Origin of the sequence: Rhodococcus maanshanensis NBRC 100610 (assembly GCF_001894865.1) — a bacterium.
GTDB lineage: Bacteria > Actinomycetota > Actinomycetes > Mycobacteriales > Mycobacteriaceae > Rhodococcus_G > Rhodococcus_G maanshanensis.
Genome location: NZ_BCXA01000013.1, coordinates 142,150 through 164,265, shown reverse-complemented (window position 1 = coordinate 164,265; position 22,116 = coordinate 142,150). Strand labels below are relative to the sequence as shown.

General features: G+C 71.1%; 19 protein-coding genes. 10 read left to right on the top strand and 9 right to left on the bottom strand.

The window, feature by feature from the left end; translation table 11 throughout:
- The coding region (locus tag RM1_RS07775) for an MmpA family trehalose lipid delivery protein (protein WP_501193743.1) at window positions 1-1,201 on the top strand (1,201 nt) is incomplete at its 5' end.
- Here RM1_RS07775 and RM1_RS07770 read toward each other — a convergent pair.
- Window positions 1,124-2,362, bottom strand: coding sequence for a glycosyltransferase family 4 protein (locus RM1_RS07770; protein ID WP_072750764.1), 1,239 nt, complete (start codon window positions 2,360-2,362; stop codon window positions 1,124-1,126). The genes RM1_RS07775 and RM1_RS07770 overlap by 78 nt on opposite strands.
- Window positions 2,363-2,515: 153 nt before the next feature.
- Between RM1_RS07770 and RM1_RS07765 the strand changes: the two genes are divergently transcribed.
- The 4 genes from RM1_RS07765 (at window position 2,516) to RM1_RS07750 (ending at window position 7,099) form a co-directional block, all read left to right on the top strand.
- Window positions 2,516-3,271: a class I SAM-dependent methyltransferase gene (locus RM1_RS07765; RefSeq protein ID WP_037177705.1), complete on the top strand. Its 756-nt coding sequence runs from the start codon at window positions 2,516-2,518 to the stop codon at window positions 3,269-3,271.
- A gap of 83 nt (window positions 3,272-3,354) precedes the next feature.
- Window positions 3,355-4,239 (top strand): ROK family protein, encoded by an 885-nt coding sequence (locus RM1_RS07760; RefSeq protein ID WP_072750741.1) that lies wholly within the window; start codon window positions 3,355-3,357, stop codon window positions 4,237-4,239.
- 129 nt (window positions 4,240-4,368) lie between these two features.
- A complete protein-coding gene (locus tag RM1_RS07755; protein ID WP_072750740.1) occupies window positions 4,369-5,550 on the top strand; it encodes a phosphotransferase family protein in 1,182 nt (393 codons plus the stop codon).
- A gap of 100 nt (window positions 5,551-5,650) precedes the next feature.
- Complete coding sequence (locus RM1_RS07750) at window positions 5,651-7,099, top strand: aldehyde dehydrogenase (RefSeq protein ID WP_072750739.1); 1,449 nt, start codon at window positions 5,651-5,653, stop codon at window positions 7,097-7,099.
- Window positions 7,100-7,165: 66 nt separating this feature from the next.
- On the opposite strand, the gene RM1_RS07745 is transcribed toward RM1_RS07750, so the two are convergent.
- Window positions 7,166-7,678, bottom strand: a complete 513-nt coding sequence (locus RM1_RS07745) for a hypothetical protein (protein WP_072750738.1) — start codon at window positions 7,676-7,678, stop codon at window positions 7,166-7,168.
- A gap of 140 nt (window positions 7,679-7,818) precedes the next feature.
- On the opposite strand from RM1_RS07745, the gene RM1_RS07740 reads away from it, so the two are divergent.
- Window positions 7,819-8,796, top strand: a complete 978-nt coding sequence (locus RM1_RS07740) for a cation diffusion facilitator family transporter (RefSeq protein WP_072750737.1) — start codon at window positions 7,819-7,821, stop codon at window positions 8,794-8,796.
- Between the two features lie 93 nt (window positions 8,797-8,889).
- Here RM1_RS07740 and RM1_RS07735 read toward each other — a convergent pair whose 3' ends face one another.
- The 5 genes from RM1_RS07735 to RM1_RS07715 all read right to left on the bottom strand — a co-directional run bounded on the left by RM1_RS07735 (window position 8,890) and on the right by RM1_RS07715 (window position 14,768).
- Window positions 8,890-10,719 carry a phosphoenolpyruvate carboxykinase (GTP) gene (locus RM1_RS07735; protein WP_072750763.1) on the bottom strand — a complete coding sequence of 610 codons (1,830 nt, stop codon included), beginning with the start codon at window positions 10,717-10,719 and terminating at the stop codon, window positions 8,890-8,892.
- 519 nt (window positions 10,720-11,238) lie between these two features.
- Window positions 11,239-11,955, bottom strand: coding sequence for a hypothetical protein (locus RM1_RS07730; protein ID WP_072750736.1), 717 nt, complete (start codon window positions 11,953-11,955; stop codon window positions 11,239-11,241).
- A gap of 231 nt (window positions 11,956-12,186) precedes the next feature.
- A complete protein-coding gene (locus tag RM1_RS07725) occupies window positions 12,187-12,483 on the bottom strand; it encodes a DUF6802 family protein (RefSeq protein ID WP_072750762.1) in 297 nt (98 codons plus the stop codon).
- A gap of 36 nt (window positions 12,484-12,519) precedes the next feature.
- Complete coding sequence (locus RM1_RS26745; protein WP_072750761.1) at window positions 12,520-13,989, bottom strand: GTPase Era family protein; 1,470 nt, start codon at window positions 13,987-13,989, stop codon at window positions 12,520-12,522.
- On the bottom strand, window positions 13,986-14,768 hold the full coding sequence (locus tag RM1_RS07715; protein ID WP_143069448.1) for a hypothetical protein: 783 nt from the start codon (window positions 14,766-14,768) through the stop codon (window positions 13,986-13,988). Before RM1_RS07715 ends, RM1_RS26745 begins: the two co-directional genes overlap by 4 nt.
- Before the next feature lie 175 nt (window positions 14,769-14,943).
- Between RM1_RS07715 and RM1_RS07710 the strand changes: the two genes are divergently transcribed.
- The 4 genes from RM1_RS07710 to RM1_RS07695 are packed head-to-tail and all read left to right on the top strand — an operon-like array spanning window position 14,944 to window position 20,091.
- Complete coding sequence (locus RM1_RS07710; RefSeq protein WP_072750734.1) at window positions 14,944-15,921, top strand: zinc-binding dehydrogenase; 978 nt, start codon at window positions 14,944-14,946, stop codon at window positions 15,919-15,921.
- Window positions 15,922-15,968: 47 nt separating this feature from the next.
- Window positions 15,969-16,730: a tRNA (guanosine(46)-N7)-methyltransferase TrmB gene (gene trmB / locus RM1_RS07705; RefSeq protein WP_072750733.1), complete on the top strand. Its 762-nt coding sequence runs from the start codon at window positions 15,969-15,971 to the stop codon at window positions 16,728-16,730.
- Window positions 16,727-17,446: an NYN domain-containing protein gene (locus RM1_RS07700; RefSeq protein WP_072750732.1), complete on the top strand. Its 720-nt coding sequence runs from the start codon at window positions 16,727-16,729 to the stop codon at window positions 17,444-17,446. Before trmB ends, RM1_RS07700 begins: the two co-directional genes overlap by 4 nt.
- A complete protein-coding gene (locus tag RM1_RS07695; protein WP_072750731.1) occupies window positions 17,446-20,091 on the top strand; it encodes an MMPL family transporter in 2,646 nt (881 codons plus the stop codon). Before RM1_RS07700 ends, RM1_RS07695 begins: the two co-directional genes overlap by 1 nt.
- Window positions 20,092-20,122: 31 nt before the next feature.
- On the opposite strand, the gene RM1_RS27155 is transcribed toward RM1_RS07695, so the two are convergent.
- The gene (locus tag RM1_RS27155) at window positions 20,123-20,344 is read right to left on the bottom strand and encodes a DUF2339 domain-containing protein (protein WP_343286935.1); all 222 of its coding nucleotides are present in this window, start codon (window positions 20,342-20,344) and stop codon (window positions 20,123-20,125) included.
- Complete coding sequence (locus tag RM1_RS07690; protein WP_343286934.1) at window positions 20,293-22,026, bottom strand: DUF2339 domain-containing protein; 1,734 nt, start codon at window positions 22,024-22,026, stop codon at window positions 20,293-20,295. Before RM1_RS07690 ends, RM1_RS27155 begins: the two co-directional genes overlap by 52 nt.
- Window positions 22,027-22,116: the final 90 nt, after the last annotated feature.

Below are 22,116 nucleotides of genomic sequence, written 5' to 3'. Positions count from 1 at the left end.
GGCGCTGGCCGCGGCGGCGTCGGCGCCGTGGCTGACCGCGACGGCGCTCTCGGGCGCCGGGGCGCAGGGATCGGACCCGGCGGGGGTTGCGGCGTTCGCCGCGCGCGCCGAGCCGGGGCTGGGGACGCTCGGCAGCCTGGCCGGGCTCGGCGGGATCTGGAACTCCACCGCGGTCCCGGCGACCAGGACGGGGATCTTCGCCCTGGTCGGGACGGCGGTGCTGCTGGCGGTGGTCGCCTGCGGCCTGCCCGCGCTCTGGCGGCGCCGCGGCAACCCGGTGATCGCGGCGCTGGCCGTGGTCGCGGCCGCGGCGGTCCTGCTGCCCGCGCTGGCCGCCACCGGGTGGGGCCTGACCGCGGGCGAATGGGCGGCGACCCGGGTGCCCGGCGCCGGGCTGCTGCGCGACGCCCAGAAGTGGGTGGCGCTGGCGGCGCCGTTCTACGCGCTGGCCGCGGCGGCCGGGGCGGGGGCACTGGCCCGGATCGGGGGTCGGGTGTTCGGCCATGACCCCCGTGGCCGCGACTCCGACGGCCGCCCGGCGACCGCAGGGCGGAATCGTTCGGCGGTCGCCGCCGCCGTCGGGATCGTCGCGGTGCTGGTCTCGCTGCCCGACCTGGCCTGGGGGGTGGGCGGCGCGCTGCGGCCGGTGCACTATCCGGCGTCATGGGAGCGCGTCGCCTCGCAGCTGCCGGCCGCCGACGAGGGCGGCGACGTCGCGGTGCTGCCCTCCGGGATGTTCCGGCTGTTCCCCTACAGCGGCGACACCCCTGTGCTCGACCCGGCGCCGCGGATGCTGCCCGAGGACGTGCTGCAGACCGGCGAGCTGATCGTCGCGCACGGCACCGTCGAGGGCGAGGGCAGCAGGGCCCGCGACGTCGAACGGCTGCTGCTCGCGGGCGGGGACGCGGACGGCCTGGCCCGGCTGGGGGTGCGGTGGGTGCTGGTCGAACACAGCACGCCCGGCCCGCTTGGGCAGTCGCGCCGGACCCTCGATCAGCTCGACGAGGCGCACGCCGACGAGGAGTTGTCGCTGTACCGGGTGGCCGGGTCCGTCGAAGTGACCGCCGCCGACCCCGCGCGCCGCGCGGCCGCCGTCGCGGCCCACCTGCTGTGGGCGGCGCTGCTAACCGGCAGCGCGCTGGGACTTCTGGCCCAGCGGGCCCGCGGCAACCGCGGCCGGGGCCGCGCCGATCAGGCCTGACACGGGCCGCCCGGCGGCCGAGGCAGACAGCACGGTGCGCACGCCGGACGCGGTCTGCGCCCAGGAGAACTCCGCGGCCCGCGCGCGGGCCTTCTCGCCGAGCTCGGCACGCTGCTCGGCGTCCGCGAGGAGGGATGCCACCGCCTCGGTCAGGTCCGCGACGTCACCGTCCGCGACCTCGTCGCCGCCGACCAGTGACCCGGTGACCCCGTCGATGATCGAATCGGTCAGGCCCCGCGAGCTGCGGTAGCCGACGGTGGGGACGCCGTGCAGGGCCGCCTCGATCACCGCGAGACCCCAGCCCTCCTTGCGTGAGGGCATCACGTGCACCCAGGCCCGGGAGAGCAACTCGTGCTTGCGTTCCTCGGGGACGTGCCCGTGGAAGGTGACCGCATCGGCGATGCCGAGCTCGAGTGCGCGGTCACGGAGGTTCTCCTCCCACCAGCCGCCGCCGATCACGTCCAGGCGCAGGTCGGGGGTGCCGCGGCGCAGCGTCGCGACGGCGGAGAGGGCGTCCTCGATCTGCTTGTGCGGCACCAGCCGCGAGAGCACGCACACGCTGGGGTGTTCGGTGCGGGTGTCGTCGCACCCGATCCGCACGGCGGGCGGGACCGAGTCGGCGCCGTTGCGCACCACCGCGATCCGTTCCCGGCCGACGCCGAGCGCGGTGAGCTCCTCTGCGGACGGCAGCGACACCGTCAGGTACTGGTTGCGACGGTGGACCCGCGGCGACAGGGTGGACTCCACCCACCAGCCGACCCGCGCCATCAGCCGTCCGGCCACCGGCCACTGCTCGCGGTGGCAGTGGTGCACGAGGACCGTGACCGGGGCGCCCGCGACCGCGCGCGCGAAGAAGGGAATGCCGTTCTGGGTGTCGATCACCGCGTCCGGGCGCACGCCCTTGAGCGGGCCGATGCCGAGGCGGCCGAGCGCGATGGCGGCCAGCGCCCGCGGGTAGACGGTCAGCCGTCCGCCGCCGCGACTGATCGCGATGCCGTCGAGGGTGTCGGTGCGCGGCGCTCCCCGGTAGCGGGCGGTGCGCAGGGTGACCTTGATGCCCTGTTCCGCCAGACCGGCCCCGACCTGCTCCAGGTACCGCTCGCTGCCGCCGCCCTGCGGGTGCCCGCTGTCACGCCAGCACAACAGCAGAACCTCGCGCACGGTCACAACTCCTGTTTCGGATGGCTACGGCCGCGGTGGCGGTCAAGAGGACACAATAACCGCTGCGCAGCGCGATCGTGTCCGCTACGGTGATCCGTCGATCCGTGCGCCGCGGCGCGGCCGCTATGGTTCCTACCCGTGACCGCCCTTCCCGTGACCCGCATTTTCGCCCGCCGGGCCACCCTCCGACGGTCCGTCGGACTGCTGAGCGACTTCCGCCACGAGCAGGACGACCCGGACCTCTTCTACGGCGCGTTGGCACGGGATTCGCTGGAGCTGATCGAGGACCTGTACGCCGGGATGACCGGGCAGGCCCTGACCGGCCGCACCGTGCTCGACGTCGGCGGCGGCCCCGGCTACTTCGCTGAGGCCTTCCACCGGGCCGGAGCGCGATACATCCCGGTCGAACCGGACCCGACCGAGATGCACGCGGCCGGGCTGACCGTCGGCGGCGCGATCAGGGGATCCGGGATGGCACTGCCGTTCCGCGACGACAGCGTCGACATCTGCTTCTCCTCCAACGTCGCCGAGCACGTGCCGGAGCCGTGGACGATGGCCGACGAGATGCTGCGGGTCACCAAGCCGGGCGGGCTGATGGTGCTCTCGTACACGCTCTGGTGGGGGCCGTTCGGCGGGCACGAGACGGGCCCCTGGCACGTGTTCGGGGGCGAGTACGCGGCCCGCCGCTACGCGCGCAAGAACGGCCGCGAGCCCAAGAACCGGTTCGGGGTGTCCCTCTTCGACGTCGGGGCGGCCGACGGATTGCGCTGGGCGCGCACGACTCCGGACGGCGAGCTGCTCGCGGCGTTCCCGCGGTACCACCCGCGCTGGGCCTGGTGGATGGTCCGCCTCCCCGGCCTGCGTGAGCTGCTGGTGAGCAACCTCGTCGTGGTGCTGCGCAAGAAGTAGGCGCTGCGCGCCCGTGCGCGCTTGACGAGTGTCTGGACTCGTCAACCACGCACGGGCGGCGCAGCCGCCTACGCTTCTGGGCCATGACCGGACTCGCCCTCGACATCGGCGGCACCAAGCTCGCGGCTGGACTTATCTCCCCCGACGGTGAACTGCTCGCCGAGAAGCGCAGCCCGACCCCCGCCACCGGGGTGTGGGACGCCGCCGCGACGCTGCTGCGCACGGTCGCCGACGGGCACACGGTCACCGGGGTCGGGATCGCCTCCGCGGGGCCGGTCGACATCGAGGCGGGCACGGTCAGCCCGCTGAACATCCCCGACTGGCGCGACTTCCCGATCGTCGACGCGGTGCGCGAGCTCTTCCCCGGCGTGCCGGTGCGGATGGCGATGGACGGGACCTGCACCGCGCTCGGCGAACACCGTTTCGGCGCGGGCCGCGGCACCGGCAACATGCTGGGCATGATCGTCTCCACCGGGGTCGGCGGCGGGGTCCTGCTCGGCGGCAGGCCCGTCGGCGGCCGCACCGGCAACGCCGGGCACATCGGGCACGTGGTGGTGCCTGGAGCCGAGGACATCGCCTGCGCGTGCGGCGGCATCGGCTGCCTGGAGGCGGTGGCGAGCGGACCGTCGTCGGTGCGGTGGGCGAACACGCGGGGCTGGGCGGGCTCGACCGGGCTCGAGCTCTCGGAGTCCGCGCAGGCGGGCGACGCGATCGCGCTCGCCGCGCTGCGCAGGTCCGGGACCGCGGTCGGGGTGGCGATCGCCTCCGCGGCCGCCCTGCTCGACCTGGATCTGGCGGTGGTCGGGGGCGGGTTCGCGCAGTCGGGCCCGCCGATGTGGGAGCCCATGGTCGAGGCCGCGGCACGCCACGCCGGGCTGTCCTTCACCCGCGGGCTGCGGATCGTGCCCGCGGCGCTCGGCGGACGGGCGACGCTGATCGGTGCGGGGGCATTGACGCTGGTCGGCTAGCGTTTTCCATTTTCGTTACGGGCCCGACCGAAACTGGGACTTGTTTACCCTCCACGAGGCTGTAACGTGTTCTAATGTGCTTCTCACCACACTTCGACTTCCCGCCAGGGAACGACGGATCGAGGGCACGTGAGCACCACAGGAACAGCCCCAGACAACGCGGCCGAGGTCGCCCGGCCAAGCGACTCCAAGCGCGACCCCGACGACCTTCGGCTCGCGCTGCAGCACTGGCTGACCAGCCGCCTGCACGACGGCGCGGACCCGCTGGTCTCGGACCTCCGGCTGCCCGACGCCAACGGCATCTCCAGCGAGACCATCCTGTTCGACGCGACCTGGACCGGGTCCGCGGATGACGCGGAGCCCGGCGCCCGGCTGACACACGAGCTGGTCGCCCGGGTCGAGCCGACCGCCGAGTCGATGCCGGTCTTCCCCAGCTACGCGATGGGGACCCAGTTCGACGTGATGAAGACGGTGGGCGAGCTCTCCGACGTCCCCGTCCCGACGGCGTACTGGTCCGAATCCGACCCCGCCGCGCTGGGTGCACCGTTCTTCGTGATGCAACGGATCGACGGCATCGTCCCGCCCGATGTGATGCCCTACAACTTCGGGTCCTGGGTCTCGGAGGCCACCGACGAGCAGCGCCGGACCCTGCAGGACGAATCGGTGGCGGTGCTCGCCCGGCTACACGCGATCGAGGATCCGCAGCAGCACTTCGGCTTCCTGCGCCTGCACGACGCGGGCCCGAGCGCCGAGGAGTCCTTCCGGGCGCACCTGGCCCGCCAGCGCGGCTACTACGAGTGGGCGACAGCCGCAGGACCGCGCTCGCCGCTGATCGAGAAGTGCCTCGACTGGCTCGAGGCGAACGTGCCCGCCGACGACTCCCCCGCCGTCCTCTGCTGGGGCGACGCGCGGATCGGCAACATCATGTACCGCGACTTCACGCCGGTCGCGGTGCTCGACTGGGAGATGGCCGCGCTCGGCCCCCGCGAGATGGACGTGGCGTGGATGTACTTCCTGCACAGGTTCTTCGAGGACATCGCCGGTGTCGCCGGCCTGGCCGGACTGCCAACGTTCATGCGCCGCGACGACATGATCGCGGAGTACGAGGAGCGCACCGGGCACCGCTGCCAGAACTTCGACTACTACAGCCTGTACGCGGCGCTGCGGCACGCGACCATCATGTTCCGCATCCAGTCCCGCGCGATCGCCTTCGGCCAGGCGCAGCAGCCGGAGGACCCGGACGACATGATCCTGCACCGCGGCACTCTCGAGTCCATGCTCGACGGCACCTACTGGGCGCGGCTGCCGTGACGCCGCCGCGCACCGAGGAGGGTCCGCCGCCGTAATCGTTCCCAGGCCAGCGAACACCGACACCGATACCCGAAACCCGTTCACCAGCAAGGAAGATTTCATGACTGACTACGACAAGCTCTTCATCGGCGGACAGTGGGTGGCGCCGGCCACCGACGAGCGCCTCGAGGTGTTCTCGCCCGCGACCGTGGAGCGCGCAGGCAGCGTCCCGGTCGCCGGCCCCGCCGACATCGACGCCGCGATCGCCGCCGCCCGCACGGCGCTCGAGACCGGCCCCTGGCCGCAGACCACCCCGGCACAGCGCGCCGAGATCCTCGTCAAGGCGGCGAAGCTGATCGAGGAGCGCTCCGACGAGCTGTGCACGCTGATCACGTCCGAGATGGGCGCGCCGCGCGCGAGCGTCGAACTCATGCAGAAGACCCCCACGCTGGCCGTGCTGAACAGCTATGCGGCGCTGGCCGAGACGTTCTCCTGGGAGGAGGAGCGCACCGGACCGTTCGGCCTCTGCAAGGTCATGCGTGAGCCGGTCGGCGTCGTCGCCGCCGTCATTGCCTGGAACGTCCCGCTGTTCCTGCTGGTCAACAAGCTGGCGCCGGCCATCATGTCCGGTAGCACCATCGTGGTCAAGCCCGCGCCGGAGACCCCGATGAACGCCAACCTGGTCGCGGAGATCTTCACCGAGGCCGGCCTGCCCGAGGGCGTGCTCTCCATCGTCCCCGGCGGCGCGGAGACGGGCGAGTACCTGGTCTCGCACCCCGACGTCGACAAGATCACCTTCACCGGCAGCAGCGCCGTCGGCCGCAAGATCGGCGCGATCGCCGCGCAGAACCTCAAGCGCTGTTCGCTCGAGCTCGGCGGCAAGTCCGCCGCGATCCTGCTCGAGGACATGGACGTCCCGGCGACCATGCCGATGCTGGTCATGTCGGGCCTGATGAACTCCGGCCAGGCGTGCGTCGGCCAGACCCGCATCCTGGCCCCGCGGTCGCGCTACGACGAGATCCTGGAGTCCATGGTGCAGTTCGCCGGGTTCATGCCGATGGGCATGCCCGACGACCCGGCCGCCCAGCTGGGCCCGATCATCACCGAGAAGCAGCGTGACAAGGTGCTCGGCTACATCGAGAAGGGCAAGGAGGAGGGCGCCCGTCTCATCCTCGGTGGCGGCGTGCCTGCCGGCCTCGAGCAGGGCTACTTCGTCGAGCCGACCATCTTCGCGGACGTCGACAACTCCATGACGATCGCGCGCGAGGAGATCTTCGGACCGGTCCTGTCGGTGATCCCCTACGACAGCGTCGAGGAGGCCATCAAGATCGCCAACGACTCCGACTACGGCCTCGCCGGCTCGGTGTACACCACCGACATCGACAAGGGCCTCGAGGTCGCCAAGCAGATCCGCACCGGCACCTTCGGGATCAACTGGTACGCCTTCGATCCGGGTTCGCCGTTCGGCGGCTACAAGAACTCCGGCATCGGCCGCGAGAACGGGCCCGAGGGCCTCGACGAGTACTGCGAGCTCAAGTCGGTGCTGATGCCCCCCGGCTACGGCGCCTGATCGACGACAGAACGCAGAACGGCCCCGCGAACCACTCGGTTCGCGGGGCCGTTCGCCTGTTGTCGGCTAGCTGCCGAAGGAGAGGGCCGAGCTGCCGTCGGAGCTGCCGCCGGGCAGGAGGCCCACCTGCATGACCTGAGGCTCGTCGATGACGGGGTGCATGAGGTCGAGGAGGGCCACGCAGCCGCCGACGACGCCGTACAGCCCGGTGGGGATGTCCTGGGTGGTGCTGGTGACGGTCTGGCCGGGCAGCGCGCCGAACAGCGTCAGCGGGTTCGACACGTTCGGGTACACGACCACGCCCGGGTCGAGGAGCTTGGTCGGGTTCTCGACCACCGCGGGCACGTCCTTCGCGTTGACCACGAAGGCCTGGCATCCGGTCAGAGTCCACAACGGGTTCGGGTTCTTGATGGACATGGTGATGCTGTTGCCCGACGACGAGGCGTTGACCTCGGGCGGCAGAACCGTCGCCGCGGACGCCGTGGCCGGCATGGTCATCGTGACGGTGGCGACGGTGGCGACGGCGATCGCTGCACCGCCGGCGAGACGCTTGAGACCACCCCGGGTTGCTGCCTGCATATTCGACCCTCTCAACTGAACGTATGTCCACATGAACACTGACAAACCGAAAGGGTAAGGCGTCCGGGGGTCTCGCGTGGACGATCCGCTGAACGGTTGGACAATTCACACAGCTCGGGCGCGACGCCTATTGTTCGGGAGTGAGCCAGTCCGAGAGACAGCCAGACTCCAATCCGGCGCAGAACCCGAATGCCGGCGACGAGAGCACGCTCACCGTGCTCCTCGCGTTCGGCGCGAATCTTGCTATCGCGGTGGCGAAGTCGGTCGCCGCCGCGCTGACGGGGTCCGCCTCCATGGTCGCCGAGGCGACCCATTCCTGGGCGGACACCGGGAACGAGGTACTACTGCTGATCGCCAACAGGCGGTCCCGGCACCCGGCCGACACGGCGCATCCACTCGGGTTCGGACGCGAGGCCTACATCTGGTCGATGTTCGCGGCACTCGGCCTGTTCGCCCTCGGCGCGGGCGTCTCGATCACCCACGGCGTCCAGGAACTGTTCAATCCGGAACCGGCCAGCGACTTCGGGGTCGCCTACGCGGTCCTCGGGATCTCGTTCGTCCTGGAGGCGATCTCCTTCCGGCAGGCGTACCGGCAGCTGCGAACGGAGGCGTCCGACGCCGACCGGGATCTGCTCGAGCACGCGCTCAAGACCTCCGACCCGACGGTCCGCGCGGTGTTCGCGGAGGACGCCGCGGCGCTGATCGGTCTGGTGATCGCGTTCGCGGGCGTACTGGCGCACCAGCTGACCGGGTCCCCGATCCCGGACGCCATCGGCTCCATCGCGGTCGGCGTGCTGCTCGGGGTGATCGCGCTGATCCTCATCGACCGCAACCGGCGGTTCCTGGTCGGCGAGGAGGCGTCGCCGCAGCTGCGCGGCGCGGGTCTGGAGACCCTGTTGTCGCTGCCCCAGGTGAGCCGGGTGACGTTCCTGCGGATGGAGTACCTGGGCCCCCGACAGGTGTACCTGGTCGCGGGCGTCGACCTGGTGGGCGATCTGGCCGAACACACGGTGGCCGCCATCCTGCGCGACCTGGAGGCACAGCTCGAGGCGCACCGGCACATCGTCAAGGCCGTGCTCACGCTGTCGAACGAGGACGAGCCCAGCCTGACGGCCTGACGCGGGGCCGCACCACCCCATGAACGACCCGATGCCACACCGGTTCACACGAGGTGAACCGATGTGGCATCGGGGAAACCTGAAGCGGTCGGACTAGCCCAGACGCTGCTTGAGCGCCTCGAACTCGTCGCGGATGCCGGAGGGCACCTTCTCGCCGAGGAACTCGAACCACTCCTCGATGAGCGGGATCTCCTGCTGCCACTCGTCGACGTTCACAGCCAGCGCCTCGTCGACATCGGCGGCCTCCACGTCGAGCCCGGTCAGCTCGAGGTCGGCCGCGGTCGGCACGTAGCCGATCGGGGTCGCCTGCGCGCCCGCCTTGTGCTCGATGCGGTCGATGATCCACTTGAGCACGCGGGAGTTCTCGCCGAACCCGGGCCACAGGAACCGGCCGTCGTCGCCGCGACGGAACCAGTTGACGTAGAAGATCTTCGGCAGCTTCTCCGAGTCGGCGTTCTTGCCGAGGGTGATCCAGTGGTTCAGGTAGTCACCGGCGTTGTAGCCGATGAACGGGATCATCGCCATCGGGTCGCGGCGGACGGTGCCGACCGCACCCTCGGCCGCGGCGGTCTGCTCGGACGAGAGCGTCGCGCCGAGGAAGGTGCCGTGCTGCCAGTCGAAGGACTCGCTGACCAGCGGGACGGTGGTCTTGCGGCGACCGCCGAACAGGATCGCCGAGATCGGCACGCCCTGCGGGTCGTCCCACTCGGGGGCCAGGATCGGGCACTGCGACATCGGGGTGCAGTAGCGCGAGTTCGGGTGGGCGGCCTTCTCGCCGGACTCGGGGGTCCAGTCGTTGCCCTTCCAGTCGATCAGGTGCTGCGGTTCGCCCTCGAGGCCCTCCCACCAGACGTCGCCGTCGTCGGTCAGCCCCACGTTCGTGTACAGCGAGTTGCCGGCCTCGAGCGTCTTCATCGCGTTGGGGTTCGAGCCGTAGTTGGTGCCCGGCGCGACGCCGAAGAAGCCGAACTCCGGGTTGACGGCGTACAGACGGCCGTCCTCACCGAAGCGCATCCACGCGATGTCGTCGCCGAGGGTCTCGGCGCGCCAACCGGGGATGGTCGGCTGGATCATCGCGAGGTTGGTCTTGCCGCACGCGGACGGGAAGGCCGCCGCGACGTAGTACGCCTTGTCCTCGGGCGAGATCAGCTTGAGGATCAGCATGTGCTCGGCCAGCCAGCCCTCGTCGTGGGCCATGGCCGACGCGATGCGCAGCGAGTAGCACTTCTTTCCGAGCAGCGCGTTGCCGCCGTAGCCGGAGCCGTAGCTCCAGATCTCGCGGTCCTCGGGGAAGTGGGTGATGTACTTGGTGTCGTTGCAGGGCCACGGCACGTCGGCCTGGCCGTCGGCGAGCGGCGCGCCGACGGAGTGCAGCGCCTTCACGAACGGCTTGTCGGAGCCCAGCTTGTCGAGCGCGGCCTGGCCCATCCGGGTCATGATGCGCATCGAGACGACGACGTACTCGGAGTCGGTGATCTCCACGCCCAGCTTCGGGTCCTCGGCGCCGAGCGGGCCCATGCAGAACGGCACCACGTACATGGTGCGTCCACGCATGCTGCCGCGGTAGAGGTCGGTCATCAGCGACCGCATCTCGACCGGGTCCATCCAGTTGTTGGTGGGGCCTGCGTCGATCTCCTCGCGGGAGCAGATGTAGGTCCGCGACTCGACGCGGGCCACATCGGAGGGATCCGAGTTGCCGAGGAACGAGTTCGGCTTCTTCTCGGCGTTCAGCCGCGTGAAGGTGCCCGCCTCGACCAGCTTGTCGGTGAGCCGCTCCCACTCCTCGTCGGAGCCGTCGGCGAACACGACGCGGTCGGGCTGGGTGAGCTCGGCAACCTCTTGCACCCAGGCGAGCAGCTCGCTGTGCGAGGTGGGTGCGGTGCCGTCAGTTCCGTTCAGACCGGGAATGGTCGCTGAGGTCATCAAACTCTCCTGGGTGTGCCGGAACCGTCCAACCACCGTCAGCTGCACGAATGCATTCGACGATGTAGTCGGTTTTCCCCTCTCGGCGGGGCGCATCCCGCTGCTCCGTCGACGCATGCGTGCGAACGCAAACGGCAAACGGAGGACACGGGCGCCGGGTGTCCTGGTACGAGGTTAACGCCGAGTGTCCCCTCGTAGGGAATCGGGTCTTGTCCGATGAGTCACAAGACCGATTCAGTGATCTCTTGCGGGGCGTTCTCGGCCGCACCCCAGGTCGGCAGCGCACACCGCGTGACGGCCTCGCACCCCTTCTCGGCGCGCAACGCGTGTGCGTTCTCGTCGGCGGGGTGCGCAGGGCGTAGGAGCCGTGGACAATGTCGCGCGCGGGCCTGAGACGGCCGGAGACAGACGAACACCCCCGGAGGGGACTGAGGACCTCTTGCTCGTCCTCGGAGGGGCCCCCGACGGTCCCCTCCCGTCATCTCCGGAGGTGTTCGTGGTCTATCTGTTCAGAAAGGACTAGCTGCCGTTCTTGAGCACGTTGCTGATCGTGTCGCCGAGAACGTCGCTGACCGAGCCGGTGGAGCTGAGCTGGCCCTCAGCGGAGCCGAGGCCGCCGATGTCCAGGCTGCCGGTGACGGCCTCGCCCGGGTTCGCCATACGACCGGTGAAGCACGCGGTCAGGTTGGGCAGCTCCGTGCCGATGCCGACGGTGCCGGCGGTCGCGATGCCGCCGCTGGTGACCGCGCCGCCGACCGGGACGTTGTTCGGGACCTTGTAGGTCATCTCCAGGGTGACCGGGTTACCCGAGTTGATGAACCAGCCGGGGCTGGTCACCTTGTAGCCGGCACCGTTCGGGACCGGGGTGACGTCGAAGGTGTGCTGACCCGTGGGGATACCGAGCTGGAAGACAGTGACCGTCGCCTTGACCGGCGCGGAGAAGCCGGCCGGCGGGTAGTCGGTGATGGTGTTGAGGTACGGGTTGCCGATACCGGTGGTGCCGACGACCGTCTTGTAGGTGATCTCCGTGCCGCCGGAGGCAGTGGCCGCCGAGACCGTCTTGTCGTAGGTGTGGGTGACGCCAATGGTGGAGATGTCCTGCTTGGTGGCGTGGCTCGTCTGCGAGCACTCGGCGGCGCTGGCGGTGCCGGCACCGAGGCCGACGGTCAGGCCGGTGGCAACGAGGGCAGCGGACGCGGCCACAGCCGCAACGCGGCCCATCGGGGTGTGAGACATGTGGAGAGCTCCATTCGATCAGTTACAGCGCAAACCGCGTAAGTGTCGAGACTGTCGCGGCCAAGGGGCGCCGGATTTTTCAGGGGTGGCGAGTCATCGCACCGTGACCTTTATACGGACAAGTGTCCAACCCCACAGGCGATTGCGAAAAATCGCCCACGGCACGGCCCCGACCCCTCGTGATCCGCTCCACCCCGGCCGCGAATCCGTGCCCCTCCCGAACCCGGTGCGCTACAGGCTGCCGCGGTCGGTCCTGGCCCAGCGAACCTCGCCGTCGGCCCCGCGATGGGCCTGCCAGGACTCGAAACCACCCTCGCCCTCGACGGCGGTGATGTGATCGGCGAAGCCGTCTTCGTCCAGGTCAGAGGCCACGTACAGGGTTCCACCGGTGGCGTAGGTCCTGGTGTCGAGGAGCCCGTCGCCGTCGAGGTCCGCGGTGGGGGCGTGCAGCTCCACCTCACCGGCGTCGGGGCCCATCGGGTGCTGGGCGGTGCCGAGCGTGCCGAGCAGCAGCATGTCGTCGTGCATCGTCACCACGACTCCTTCCGTTGGCTGGACTGGTCGCTACGTGGTTGGACGCAGCACCGGCGCGGCCGGTTCCACCGTTACCGAACGGTGACCGCTCGCGTAGGCCTCGAGCACGGCGAGATCACGGTCGCAGGCGGCCAGCTTTCCCGCCCGGCTGCCCGCACGCTCGCGAAGTTCCCGATCGAGCGCGGCCAGCCGGTCCTCGGACTCGCGCGTCCGCTCTCGATGCCTCGCCAGCACCGCCTCGGCACACCGGGCTTCGGTGTCGACCAGCCGGCCGAGCACTCGCTGTTCCAGTGCCGACCGCACCGTCGCCAGCGTCTCCACGGCCCACTGACGGAGGTGCGCGCGATCGGCGAGGTGTCCGCGGGCCCTGGCCAGCCACCAGGCGGCGCCGCCGCCGAGCAGCAGGGTCACCGGGATGCTGGCCAGGTCGAGCGCGGGCAGGGTCGAGAGCGGCGCCATCACCATCCGGCCGAGACCCAGCCCGGCTGACGCCCCGAACACGATCATCACCCGGTCCTCGAGCCCGCGGTGCCGCGGCGCGGGCGGCTCCGTCGACGGGACCGTCGGCGTCCGGTTCTCGTCGGGCAGCGCCGCGCCGAGCACCTGCGTGCTGAGGTCGGCCAGGCGGGCGTCCGCCGCCGCGTCCACCCTCGCGGTGAGTGCCGCGACCTCGTCCCGCAGCTGCTGCGGGTACGCCGCCAGCGCGGCGCGGTCGGCGCGGTCGATGGCGGCCCTCGCGGCGACGGACTCCGCCCGCACCTGATCGCTCACCTCGTGCACCAGGTCCACCCGGGCCAGGGCTGTGAGCCTGCGCAGGACCGCGGCCCGCTCGCCGCGCCATCCGTCCCGGTCCGCCACCAGCGTGGACCGCTCGGCCCGCAACGTCGTGGTGTCGTCGGTCGCCCGCAGTGATTCGGCGGAGGCCCGGATCAGACCCCTGGCCTGTTCGGCCGCGCCAGCGGCCCGCAGGCGCAGCCGTGCCCGCCGCTCGGGGACGGCGGTGGTCGCCTCGAGCAGCGCCGCCCGCAGTTCCTCGATGCCAGCGCCCTCCGGCGCGGCGACAGGGTGGATCACGGCACCCGCGAACCGGGGCAGGTGCTCGGTGAGCAATTCGGCATTACGTCGCGCGACCGCCGCCCAGCCGTGGTGCGCGTCGATCTTGGTGAGCGCGAAGAGCACCGTGTGCGCGGACTCGGCCCCGCCGGACAACAGCTCGAGGTCCTCGCGCCCGAGCGGCGCCGCGGCGTCGAGCACCATCAGCGCCACACCCGCCGCGGGATCGGGCGCCTCGGTGAACCGGAGTTCACGGCTCCCCGCCGTGTCCGCCGCCAGCGCGGCGATCAGGTCGCCGCGGCCACTGCCTGGCGCGCCGAGGACCACCACCGTCACCGCGCCGCCCGGATCCGGCTCGGGCGACGGCGGCCGTTCCAGACCGGCAAGCGCGGCCGGATTCCACCGACGCAGGACCGCGGCCAACTCGGGCGGCACCGTGTCGTTCACCGGACCTCCCCACGCGCCCACTGCCGAACCGCCGACCGATGCAGCGTCAGGGCCGCCCGAGTGCTACGCGCGTCGAAGCCCCCGTTCATCCGTCCCCGCCACGCCCTGGCCCGACGCAGCGCGACAGCGGGATCGTCCGGCGGCGATTCCCGCTCTCGCGGAGGGATCGCCTCGACCGCGACGGTCAGCGCCTCGTCTCCCGCCAGGAATTCCTCCACCGCGTCGCGGACGCTCGCGGTCCCGGTCAGCGCCCGCAGCTCCCTCGACAACCCCGCCGCCCTTGCGGCCCGGCAGGCCTCGACCCGCTCGGCCACCGCGATCCGCAGATCGGCCACGCCGAACCGCGAGCGGCCATCAACAGGCAGGCAGGGCACACCCAGCACCGCCGCGGCGCGTTCGGCGGCGACGGCGGAGTCGGCGAGAGTGTCCGCCTTGTTCAGGACGGCCAGCGCGCGATCCCCCGCGACGCCCGCCGCGGCCACATCGGCGCGGCGCGGCGGGTCGCACACCACGAGCACGATCAACTCTGCGGTCAGTTCCGGATCCTCGGCGCCCGGCACGTCCCAGGCGGGGGTCTCGACGATCTCGGCCCCCGAGACCGGACCGAGCGCCCCGATGACCGCGGACCTGCCGACGCCCGCGCGCCCCGTCAGCTGTACCCGCACCGGAGCGCGGTACCTCCCCACGGCCCGGCTCACCAGGGCCCCGGCCACCGGATCCGCCTCCGTCGCCGATCGTCGTAGGCCGTCGACCGTCACACCGAATTCCATCGACGCCACCCGCGTCACTCCCCCCAGAGAAAAGAACGCGCCCCCCGGCGCGCACCGAATGATCGCAGCCCGTGCGGGCCGGCGCAGCGGAAGCCCCCTGGAATGCCGCCCTTGACCTCAACCGCACTCAAGGTTGCAGGGTCGACGAGAGCACGCCGGAACCGGCGACAACGAAAGGGAGCCAATGGAAGCCGTCGTACTGCGCGAGTTCGGGCCCGCGGAGAACCTGCGTCTCGAGCTGGTCCCCGACCCCGAGCCCGGCCAGGGGCAGGTGCGGATCGCGGTGGCGGCCAGCGGCGTCCACCTGGTCGACACCTCGGTCCGATCAGGCCGGCCGTTCGGCCCCGGCGGCCTCCCGGAGGTGCCGTACATCCCGGGCCGCGAGGTGGCAGGCACCGTCGACAGGCTCGGCGAGGACGTGGACGAGGCCTGGCTGGGCGCCCGGGTCGCCGTGTCGCTCGGGAACCCCAACGGCGGCTACGCCCGATTCGCGGTGGCACCTGCCACCGGCCTGCTGCCCGTCGATCCCGCGCTCGGCGCGCCCGAGGCGATCGCGATGGCAGGCACCGGCCGGACGGCGTTCGGGGTCCTGGAGGCAGCGCGGCTCACCGCGGGGGACGTGGTACTCGTCACGGCGGCGGCAGGCGGGCTCGGCACGTTCCTCGTGCAGTCGGCGCGCCGGGTGGGAGCCCGGGTGATCGGCCTGGCGGGCGGGCCCGAGAAGACCGCATTGGCGGCTGCCCTCGGCGCCGAACTCGCGGTCGACTACCGGCAGCCGGACTGGCAGGCGAAGGTGCGCGCGCACCTCGGCGGGGCGGGCGCGACGGTGCTCCTCGACGGGGTGGGCGGTGACATCGCCAGGGGCTCGGTGGAGCTGCTCGGTCGCGGCGGTCGCGCCCTGTTCTTCGGCTTCTCCTCCGGCGCGCCCGCCGCGTTCACCGATGCCGAACTCGCCGAACGCGACATCACCACCAGGATGACCCTCGGCCCGGCGGGCGGGTTCACGCCGGAGAACCTGAGGCGCTGGGCGGGCGAGGCGCTCGCCGCGGCTGCCGCCGGGCAGCTGAAACCGCAGGTCGAGACCTTCCCGTTGGCGCAGGCGGCGGTGGCGCACGCCCGGCTCGAGGGACGCCTGACCACCGGCAAGGTGGTGCTCGTCTGAGAAAGTCTCAACTTTCACTTCAGACCCACCTGCCACAACCCTCCGTCATGCGTGACAATGGTCGGGTGAATGACGCGAAATCCCGGGTGGCAGGGGCCACCGAACAGGGTTCCCGCCTGTACCCCCGGGTGACCAGTTTCCGCTCCCGCCGCGGCGCCCTGACCGACCCTCAGCAGCAGACCTGGGACCGGCTCTGGCCCACGATCGGCGCCGATGTCTCCGACGCCCCGCTGGACATCGCAGGGTGGTTCGGCCGCGAGGCCCCGACCATCGTGGAGATCGGCAGCGGCACCGGCACCGCGACCGCCGCGATGGCCAAGGCGGAGCCGCACGCGAACCTGATCGCGATCGAGGTGTACCGGCCGGGCCTCGCCCAGCTGCTGCAGGCGATCGAGCGGGACTCGATCCCCAACATCCGAGTGCTGCGGGGCGACGCCGTCGACGTGCTCGAGAACATGCTGGGACCGGAGTCGCTCACCGGCGTCCGAGTGTTCTTCCCCGACCCCTGGCCCAAGGCCCGCCACCACAAGCGCAGGCTGCTGCAGGGGCCGACGTTCAAGCTGATCGCGGAGCGGCTGATCCCGGGCGGCGTGCTGCACGTCGCCACCGATCACGCCGAGTACGCGGAGTGGATCGCCGAGGCAGGCAATGCCGAGCCGCTGCTGACGCCGCTCGACTGGGATGATCTCGCACAGGGTCCGGCCGATTCGCCGATGACCCATGAACGTCCGGTCACCAAATTCGAGAACAAGGCGCAGCAGGTGGGCCGACCCATCACAGAGCTGATCTGGGGAAAGGTTCGAGCATGAGCGTGAGCGAGCGGTTACCGGACACGACACCGACCGACGCCGTGGGGGCAAGCTCACTCACGGACGAGCCCCGTGAGGTGCGACACCAGAAGCGGGTGCTGCTGGTGTGGGACGCGCCGAACCTGGACATGGGCCTCGGCGCGATCCTCGGTGGCCGACCCACCGCCGCCTACCGGCCACGATTCGACGCCCTCGGACGCTGGCTCCTCGGCAGGACCGCCGAGCTGTCCGGCACCAGCGGCGTGCGCCTCGAGCCGGAGGCGACGGTGTTCACGAACATCGCCTCGGGCAGCGCCGACGTTGTCCGCCCGTGGGTCGAGGCCTTGCGTAATGTGGGTTTCGCGGTGTTCGCCAAGCCGAAGATCGATGAGGACAGCGATGTCGACGCCGACATGCTCGACCACATCGCCCTTCGCGCTCGGGACGGCGGGCTGGCCGGGATCATGGTCGCCTCCGCCGACGGTCAGGCTTTTCGCGAACCGTTGGAGGACATCGCTGCAACCGGCGTTCCGGTACAGGTTCTTGGCTTCCGCGAGCACGCGAGCTGGGCGGTCGCCTCGGAGACCCTCGAGTTCGTCGACCTCGAGGACATCCCCGGGGTGTTCCGCGAGCCGCTGCCGCGGGTGAGCCTTGAGTCCCTGCCCGACGAGGGTGCCTGGTTGCAGCCGTTCAGACCGCTGTCGGCCCTGCTCATCGGGCGTCAAGGAGTGCAATAGTGTTCGCCACCTGGGGTCGACTGGTCTACCGCCTCCGATTCGCCGTGATCGGAGCGATGGTCGGGCTGATGCTCGCCCTCGGGGCCTACGGCCTGGGCATCGAGAACCACCTCAGCCAGAGCGGCTGGGACGACCCCGGCTCCGAATCGGTTGCGGCGGCCAAGCTGGCCGACGGCACCTTCGGTCGCGACACCCTCGCCGACGTGATCCCGGTCTACACGGCTCCCGAGGGCAAGACGGTCGACGACCCGGCGTTCGGGGCCAAGATCACCAAGAGCCTCGAAGACCTGGCGGCCGACAACCCGGACGAGATCCTCAAGGTCAACGCCAGCTACTGGTCGACCAAGCTCGGGGCGATGGCCGACAAGACCAAGGAGCACGCGTTCGCCAGCGTCGCGATCAAGGGCGACAACGACACCGAGGTCGCCGCGAACTTCAAGAAGGTCCGCGACCAGTTCTACATCGACGGCGTCGACGTCCAGCTCACCGGACTGCAGCCCGTCACCGGCACGCTCAACGACACCATGGCCAACGACGTGCACCGGATGGAGATCCTCGCCATCCCGGCGGTCGCCGTCCTGCTGTTCTTCATCTTCGGCGGCATCGTCGCCGCGGCGCTGCCGCTGATCGTCGGCGGGCTGACCATCATCGCCGCCAACGGCGTCGTCAAGCTGATCACCCAGTTCACCGAGGTCAACGGGTTCGTGCTGCCGGTGGTCTCCCTGATCGGCCTGGGCCTGGCCATCGACTACGGCCTGTTCATGGTCAGCCGCTTCCGCGAGGAGATCGCCGAGGGCTACAGCACCGGCGACGCCGTGCGCCGGACCGTGATGACCGCGGGCCGCACCGTGATCTTCTCCGCGACGATGATCGTCGCCAGCCTCGGCGGCCTGCTGATCTTCCCGCAGGGATTCCTCAAGTCGGTCGCCTACGGCGCCATCGCGGCCGTCATCCTGGCCGCGCTGATCTCGGTCACGGTCTTGCCCGCCATCCTCGGCATTCTCGGCCGCCGGGTGGACGCGCTCGGACTGAAGTTCATGCGCAAGACCAAGACCACCGACGAGATCGAGAACAGCATCTGGGGCCGGCTGACCCAGTGGGTGATGAAGCACCCGCTCAAGGTGACCATCCCCATCGTCATCGGCCTGCTGCTGCTCACCATCCCGATCTCCAACATCAAGTTCGGCGGCATCAACGAGACCTACCTGCCCCCGGACAACCCGACCCGCGTCGCGCAGGGCCAGTTCAACGAGCTGTTCCCGAACAACCGGTCCGAGCCGGTCAAGCTGGTGATGGACGGCGCCCAGGGCGCGCAGATCACCCAGATCGTCAAGCAGGCCAACGAGGCCCCCGGCCTGGTCGAGAAGTTCTCCGTGAACAACCCGACCAAGGACGGGGTGACGGTCTTCAAGGCCGGCCTGGTCGACCGCAACGACTCCGAGGCCACCATCGACTACCTCCGGGCCATGGACATCCCGGACGGGGTGACCATGCTGGTCGGCGGCACCCCCGCGATCGAGCAGGACTCGATCGCCGCGCTGCTCGACAACCTCCCGCTGATGGTCGCCATGGTGGTGCTGCTGACCACCCTGCTGATGTTCCTGGCCTTCGGGTCGCTGGTGCTGCCGATCAAGGCCGTGCTGATGACCGCGCTCGGCCTCGGCGCCACCCTCGGCATCCTGACCTGGATCTTCATCGACGGCAACGGCGCCGGGATGCTCAACTTCACGCCGGGACCGATCATGTCGCCGGTCCTGGTGCTGATCATGGCGATCATCTACGGCCTGTCCACCGACTACGAGGTGTTCCTGCTCTCCCGCATGGTCGAGGCCCGCGCGCAGGGCGCGAGCACCACCGAGGCGGTCCGGGTCGGCACCGCGCATACAGGCCGGATCATCTCCGCGGCCGCGCTGATCCTCATCGTCGTCACCGGCGCGTTCGCGTTCTCCGAACTGGTGATGATGAAGTACATCGCCTACGGCATGATCGCCGCGCTCGTCATCGACGCCACCCTGATCCGCATGTTCCTGGTGCCCGCGACCATGAAGCTGCTCGGCGACGACTGCTGGTGGGCACCGGCCTGGATGAAGCGCATCCAGGAGAAGCTGGGCCTGGGCGAGCCGATCCTCGAGGACGAGCGGATGCCGTCCGACGTCCCGGTGATCGTGACGCCCCCGATGCCGGTCCCGGTCGAGCCGCGGCCCTCGAATCCCGTCCCGCTCACCAGGGCCGCGGTCGAGCAGGTGCTGCCCGCGCGCACCGCGGCCGCCACCGCCGTCGCCACCGCGGTCGCCGAGACCGCGGAGCCGGTGTCGGAACCGATGACGGTACCGATCCCCCGGGCGCACCCGCCCGCCGTCGATCCGCAGCGGGCCCCGCGTCGGGCGCCCGCCCCGCGACCCTCCACGGGCGCCGCACCCAACCCGGCCCAGGCAGAGCGGGACTCCCGTCCGATCGAGAGCTGGTTGGCGGAGCTGAAGGTCCCGCGGCCGCCGCAGGCAGCTCCTCCGCAGGCAGCTCCCCCGCAGACCAACGGCTCGAGCGAATCCGCGGGCCCGGCAGAGGATCAGGGCAGGCACCGGCACTCGGCAGGCTCGCCGACGGTGAGCGTCAGCGAGCTGCTCGCCCGCCACCAGGAGGACTGAGGCGAGGGCGAGCAGCCACAGGCCCGGGTGGCTAGGCCTCCACCCGGCCGCGCTGTGCGCCCTCGGCGAAGGCCCTGGCGTACCGGGTTCCCGCCGCCAGCAGCAACAGCCCGACCCCGATGAAGGCCAGCACGCGGAACATCCCGTCCAGCGTCGCCAGGTCGAACAGGAAGAGCTTGGCCAGGGCCGCGAAGGTCAGGGTCAGACCCGCTCCAGCGCGAGATGCGCCCGGTCCGGATGCGCCAGCCCCCACCTCAGCGACACCGTCGCGAGCACCATCGCGCCAAGCGTGGCCGCGCAGTGTCCGGCGATGAATCCCCTGTCCGCACCCAGCGCCGCTACACCGGCGGCGACGACCGCCGCGGTACCCGCGTAGAGGGCGCCGATCCCCGCCGCGATCCAGGCCGCATCGGCCCGCCGGCCATCGAGCAGGCCCACCGAATGCGCCTGCCCGACAACGAGAACCATCAGAACGGCCACCATCGCCCCTGACGCGATGACGGCGAGCGAACCCACCGCGTCGGCCTGGTTCGCCAGCGCCTCCGGAGGGGCGGCGTCGAGGAACAGCAGCGCGCCGATCGACCCGAAGCCGACCCCGGCGCCGTAGGCGATCCGGGAGCGGGCCTGACCGGCGACCGCGACCAGTCCGAGCGCGATCGCGAGCAGCACCACCGGGAGCGCGTCCCGCGGGCTGGCCCCGGAGACCGCCTGCAGCACCGCCAGCGACGCGACCGCCGCCGTCGTGACCCGGGTGTGGCCGGGCAGCGGGCGCACAACCACCGGCACGGCGAGCAACCCGGCCGCGAGCCCGCACTGCAGCGCCACCTCGGTCCAGCGGCCCGCGACGCCACCCGAGAACAGCAGCGGCAGCGTCGCCAGCACGAGCATCACCGTCGCGGTGACGTCGGCGGTGTTGCGCCGCACCAGCACCACCGCCGATCCGACACCGACAACGGCGACCACGACCGCCAACGCCAGCAGCGCGACCGCGACAGGACGATCCGCGCCGGACCACGGCGAAACCCCGTTCCATGTGGCGTCAGCGAGCGCGATCAGCATTCCCAGCACGGCCGGAATCGTCCGTGCCGCATGCAGATACGGCCAGTCCCTGCCGAGCTGGGGCGGGAACGCGGCAACCTGGAGCAGGACAAGGAAGGCGAGCAGGGTGACGGTGAGGCCGTCCGCCAAGGCCGGAGCCAGCACCGCCACCGCGACCACGGAGAGCGCGGCCAGCGGTTGCGACTGCCAGCGCGTCGCCAGCGTCATTCCACCCGCGGCGATCCCGAAGGCGACGGCGAGGCCGACAACGGGCGGCAGCCAGCCGTAGTACGACGTCGCGGCGACCACGTCCAGGTAGCCGCCCGCGACGCCGGTGCCGGCAAGGGCGAGGCCACCGATCCGTCCCCCCGGGCGGCCGTACACGCGAATGCCCGCCCCGACAAGGGCGACGGAGAACACGGCCCCTGCGGTCACCCGGGCCACCGGGCCGAAGAATCCAGCCTGCGCGGCCAGCACCAGCAGCATCAGCACTCCGATCAGGGTCACCGCCGCGCCCGCGACGGCGAGCACCCGGCTGACCATGCCGTCGCGCTGCCACCACGGCTCGCGGGGCTCCCGCCGGGGAGCCTGCGCGCGAACGGGCGGCCACGGGGCAGGTTGCGGGGGGACCGCCGGGATGACCTGCGACGCTGGCGGAGTCGGCGCCATCGGCTGATGGACCTGCGGCTGCGGAAGGTAGGCCTGCGGCTGCGGAAGGTAGGCCTGCGGCTGCGCGGGCGCCTGCGGCGCCGACAGGGGCGACGGGATCTCGAGCTGCGACCTGAGCCGCGTCAGATCCGCGGCGACACCGCGCATGTGCAGCCCGAGCGCGTCGAACTCGCCGGACAACCGCGCGACCAGCTGCGGATCGATCTGGGGGCTTGCGGGATTGACCATGCGTCAACGATCGGCGCGCGGGCCGCCGATGACATGAGTAGTCCTACCCAATCGGGATGGGGGTTTTCGCGAGATCCACGCGGGCCCCTC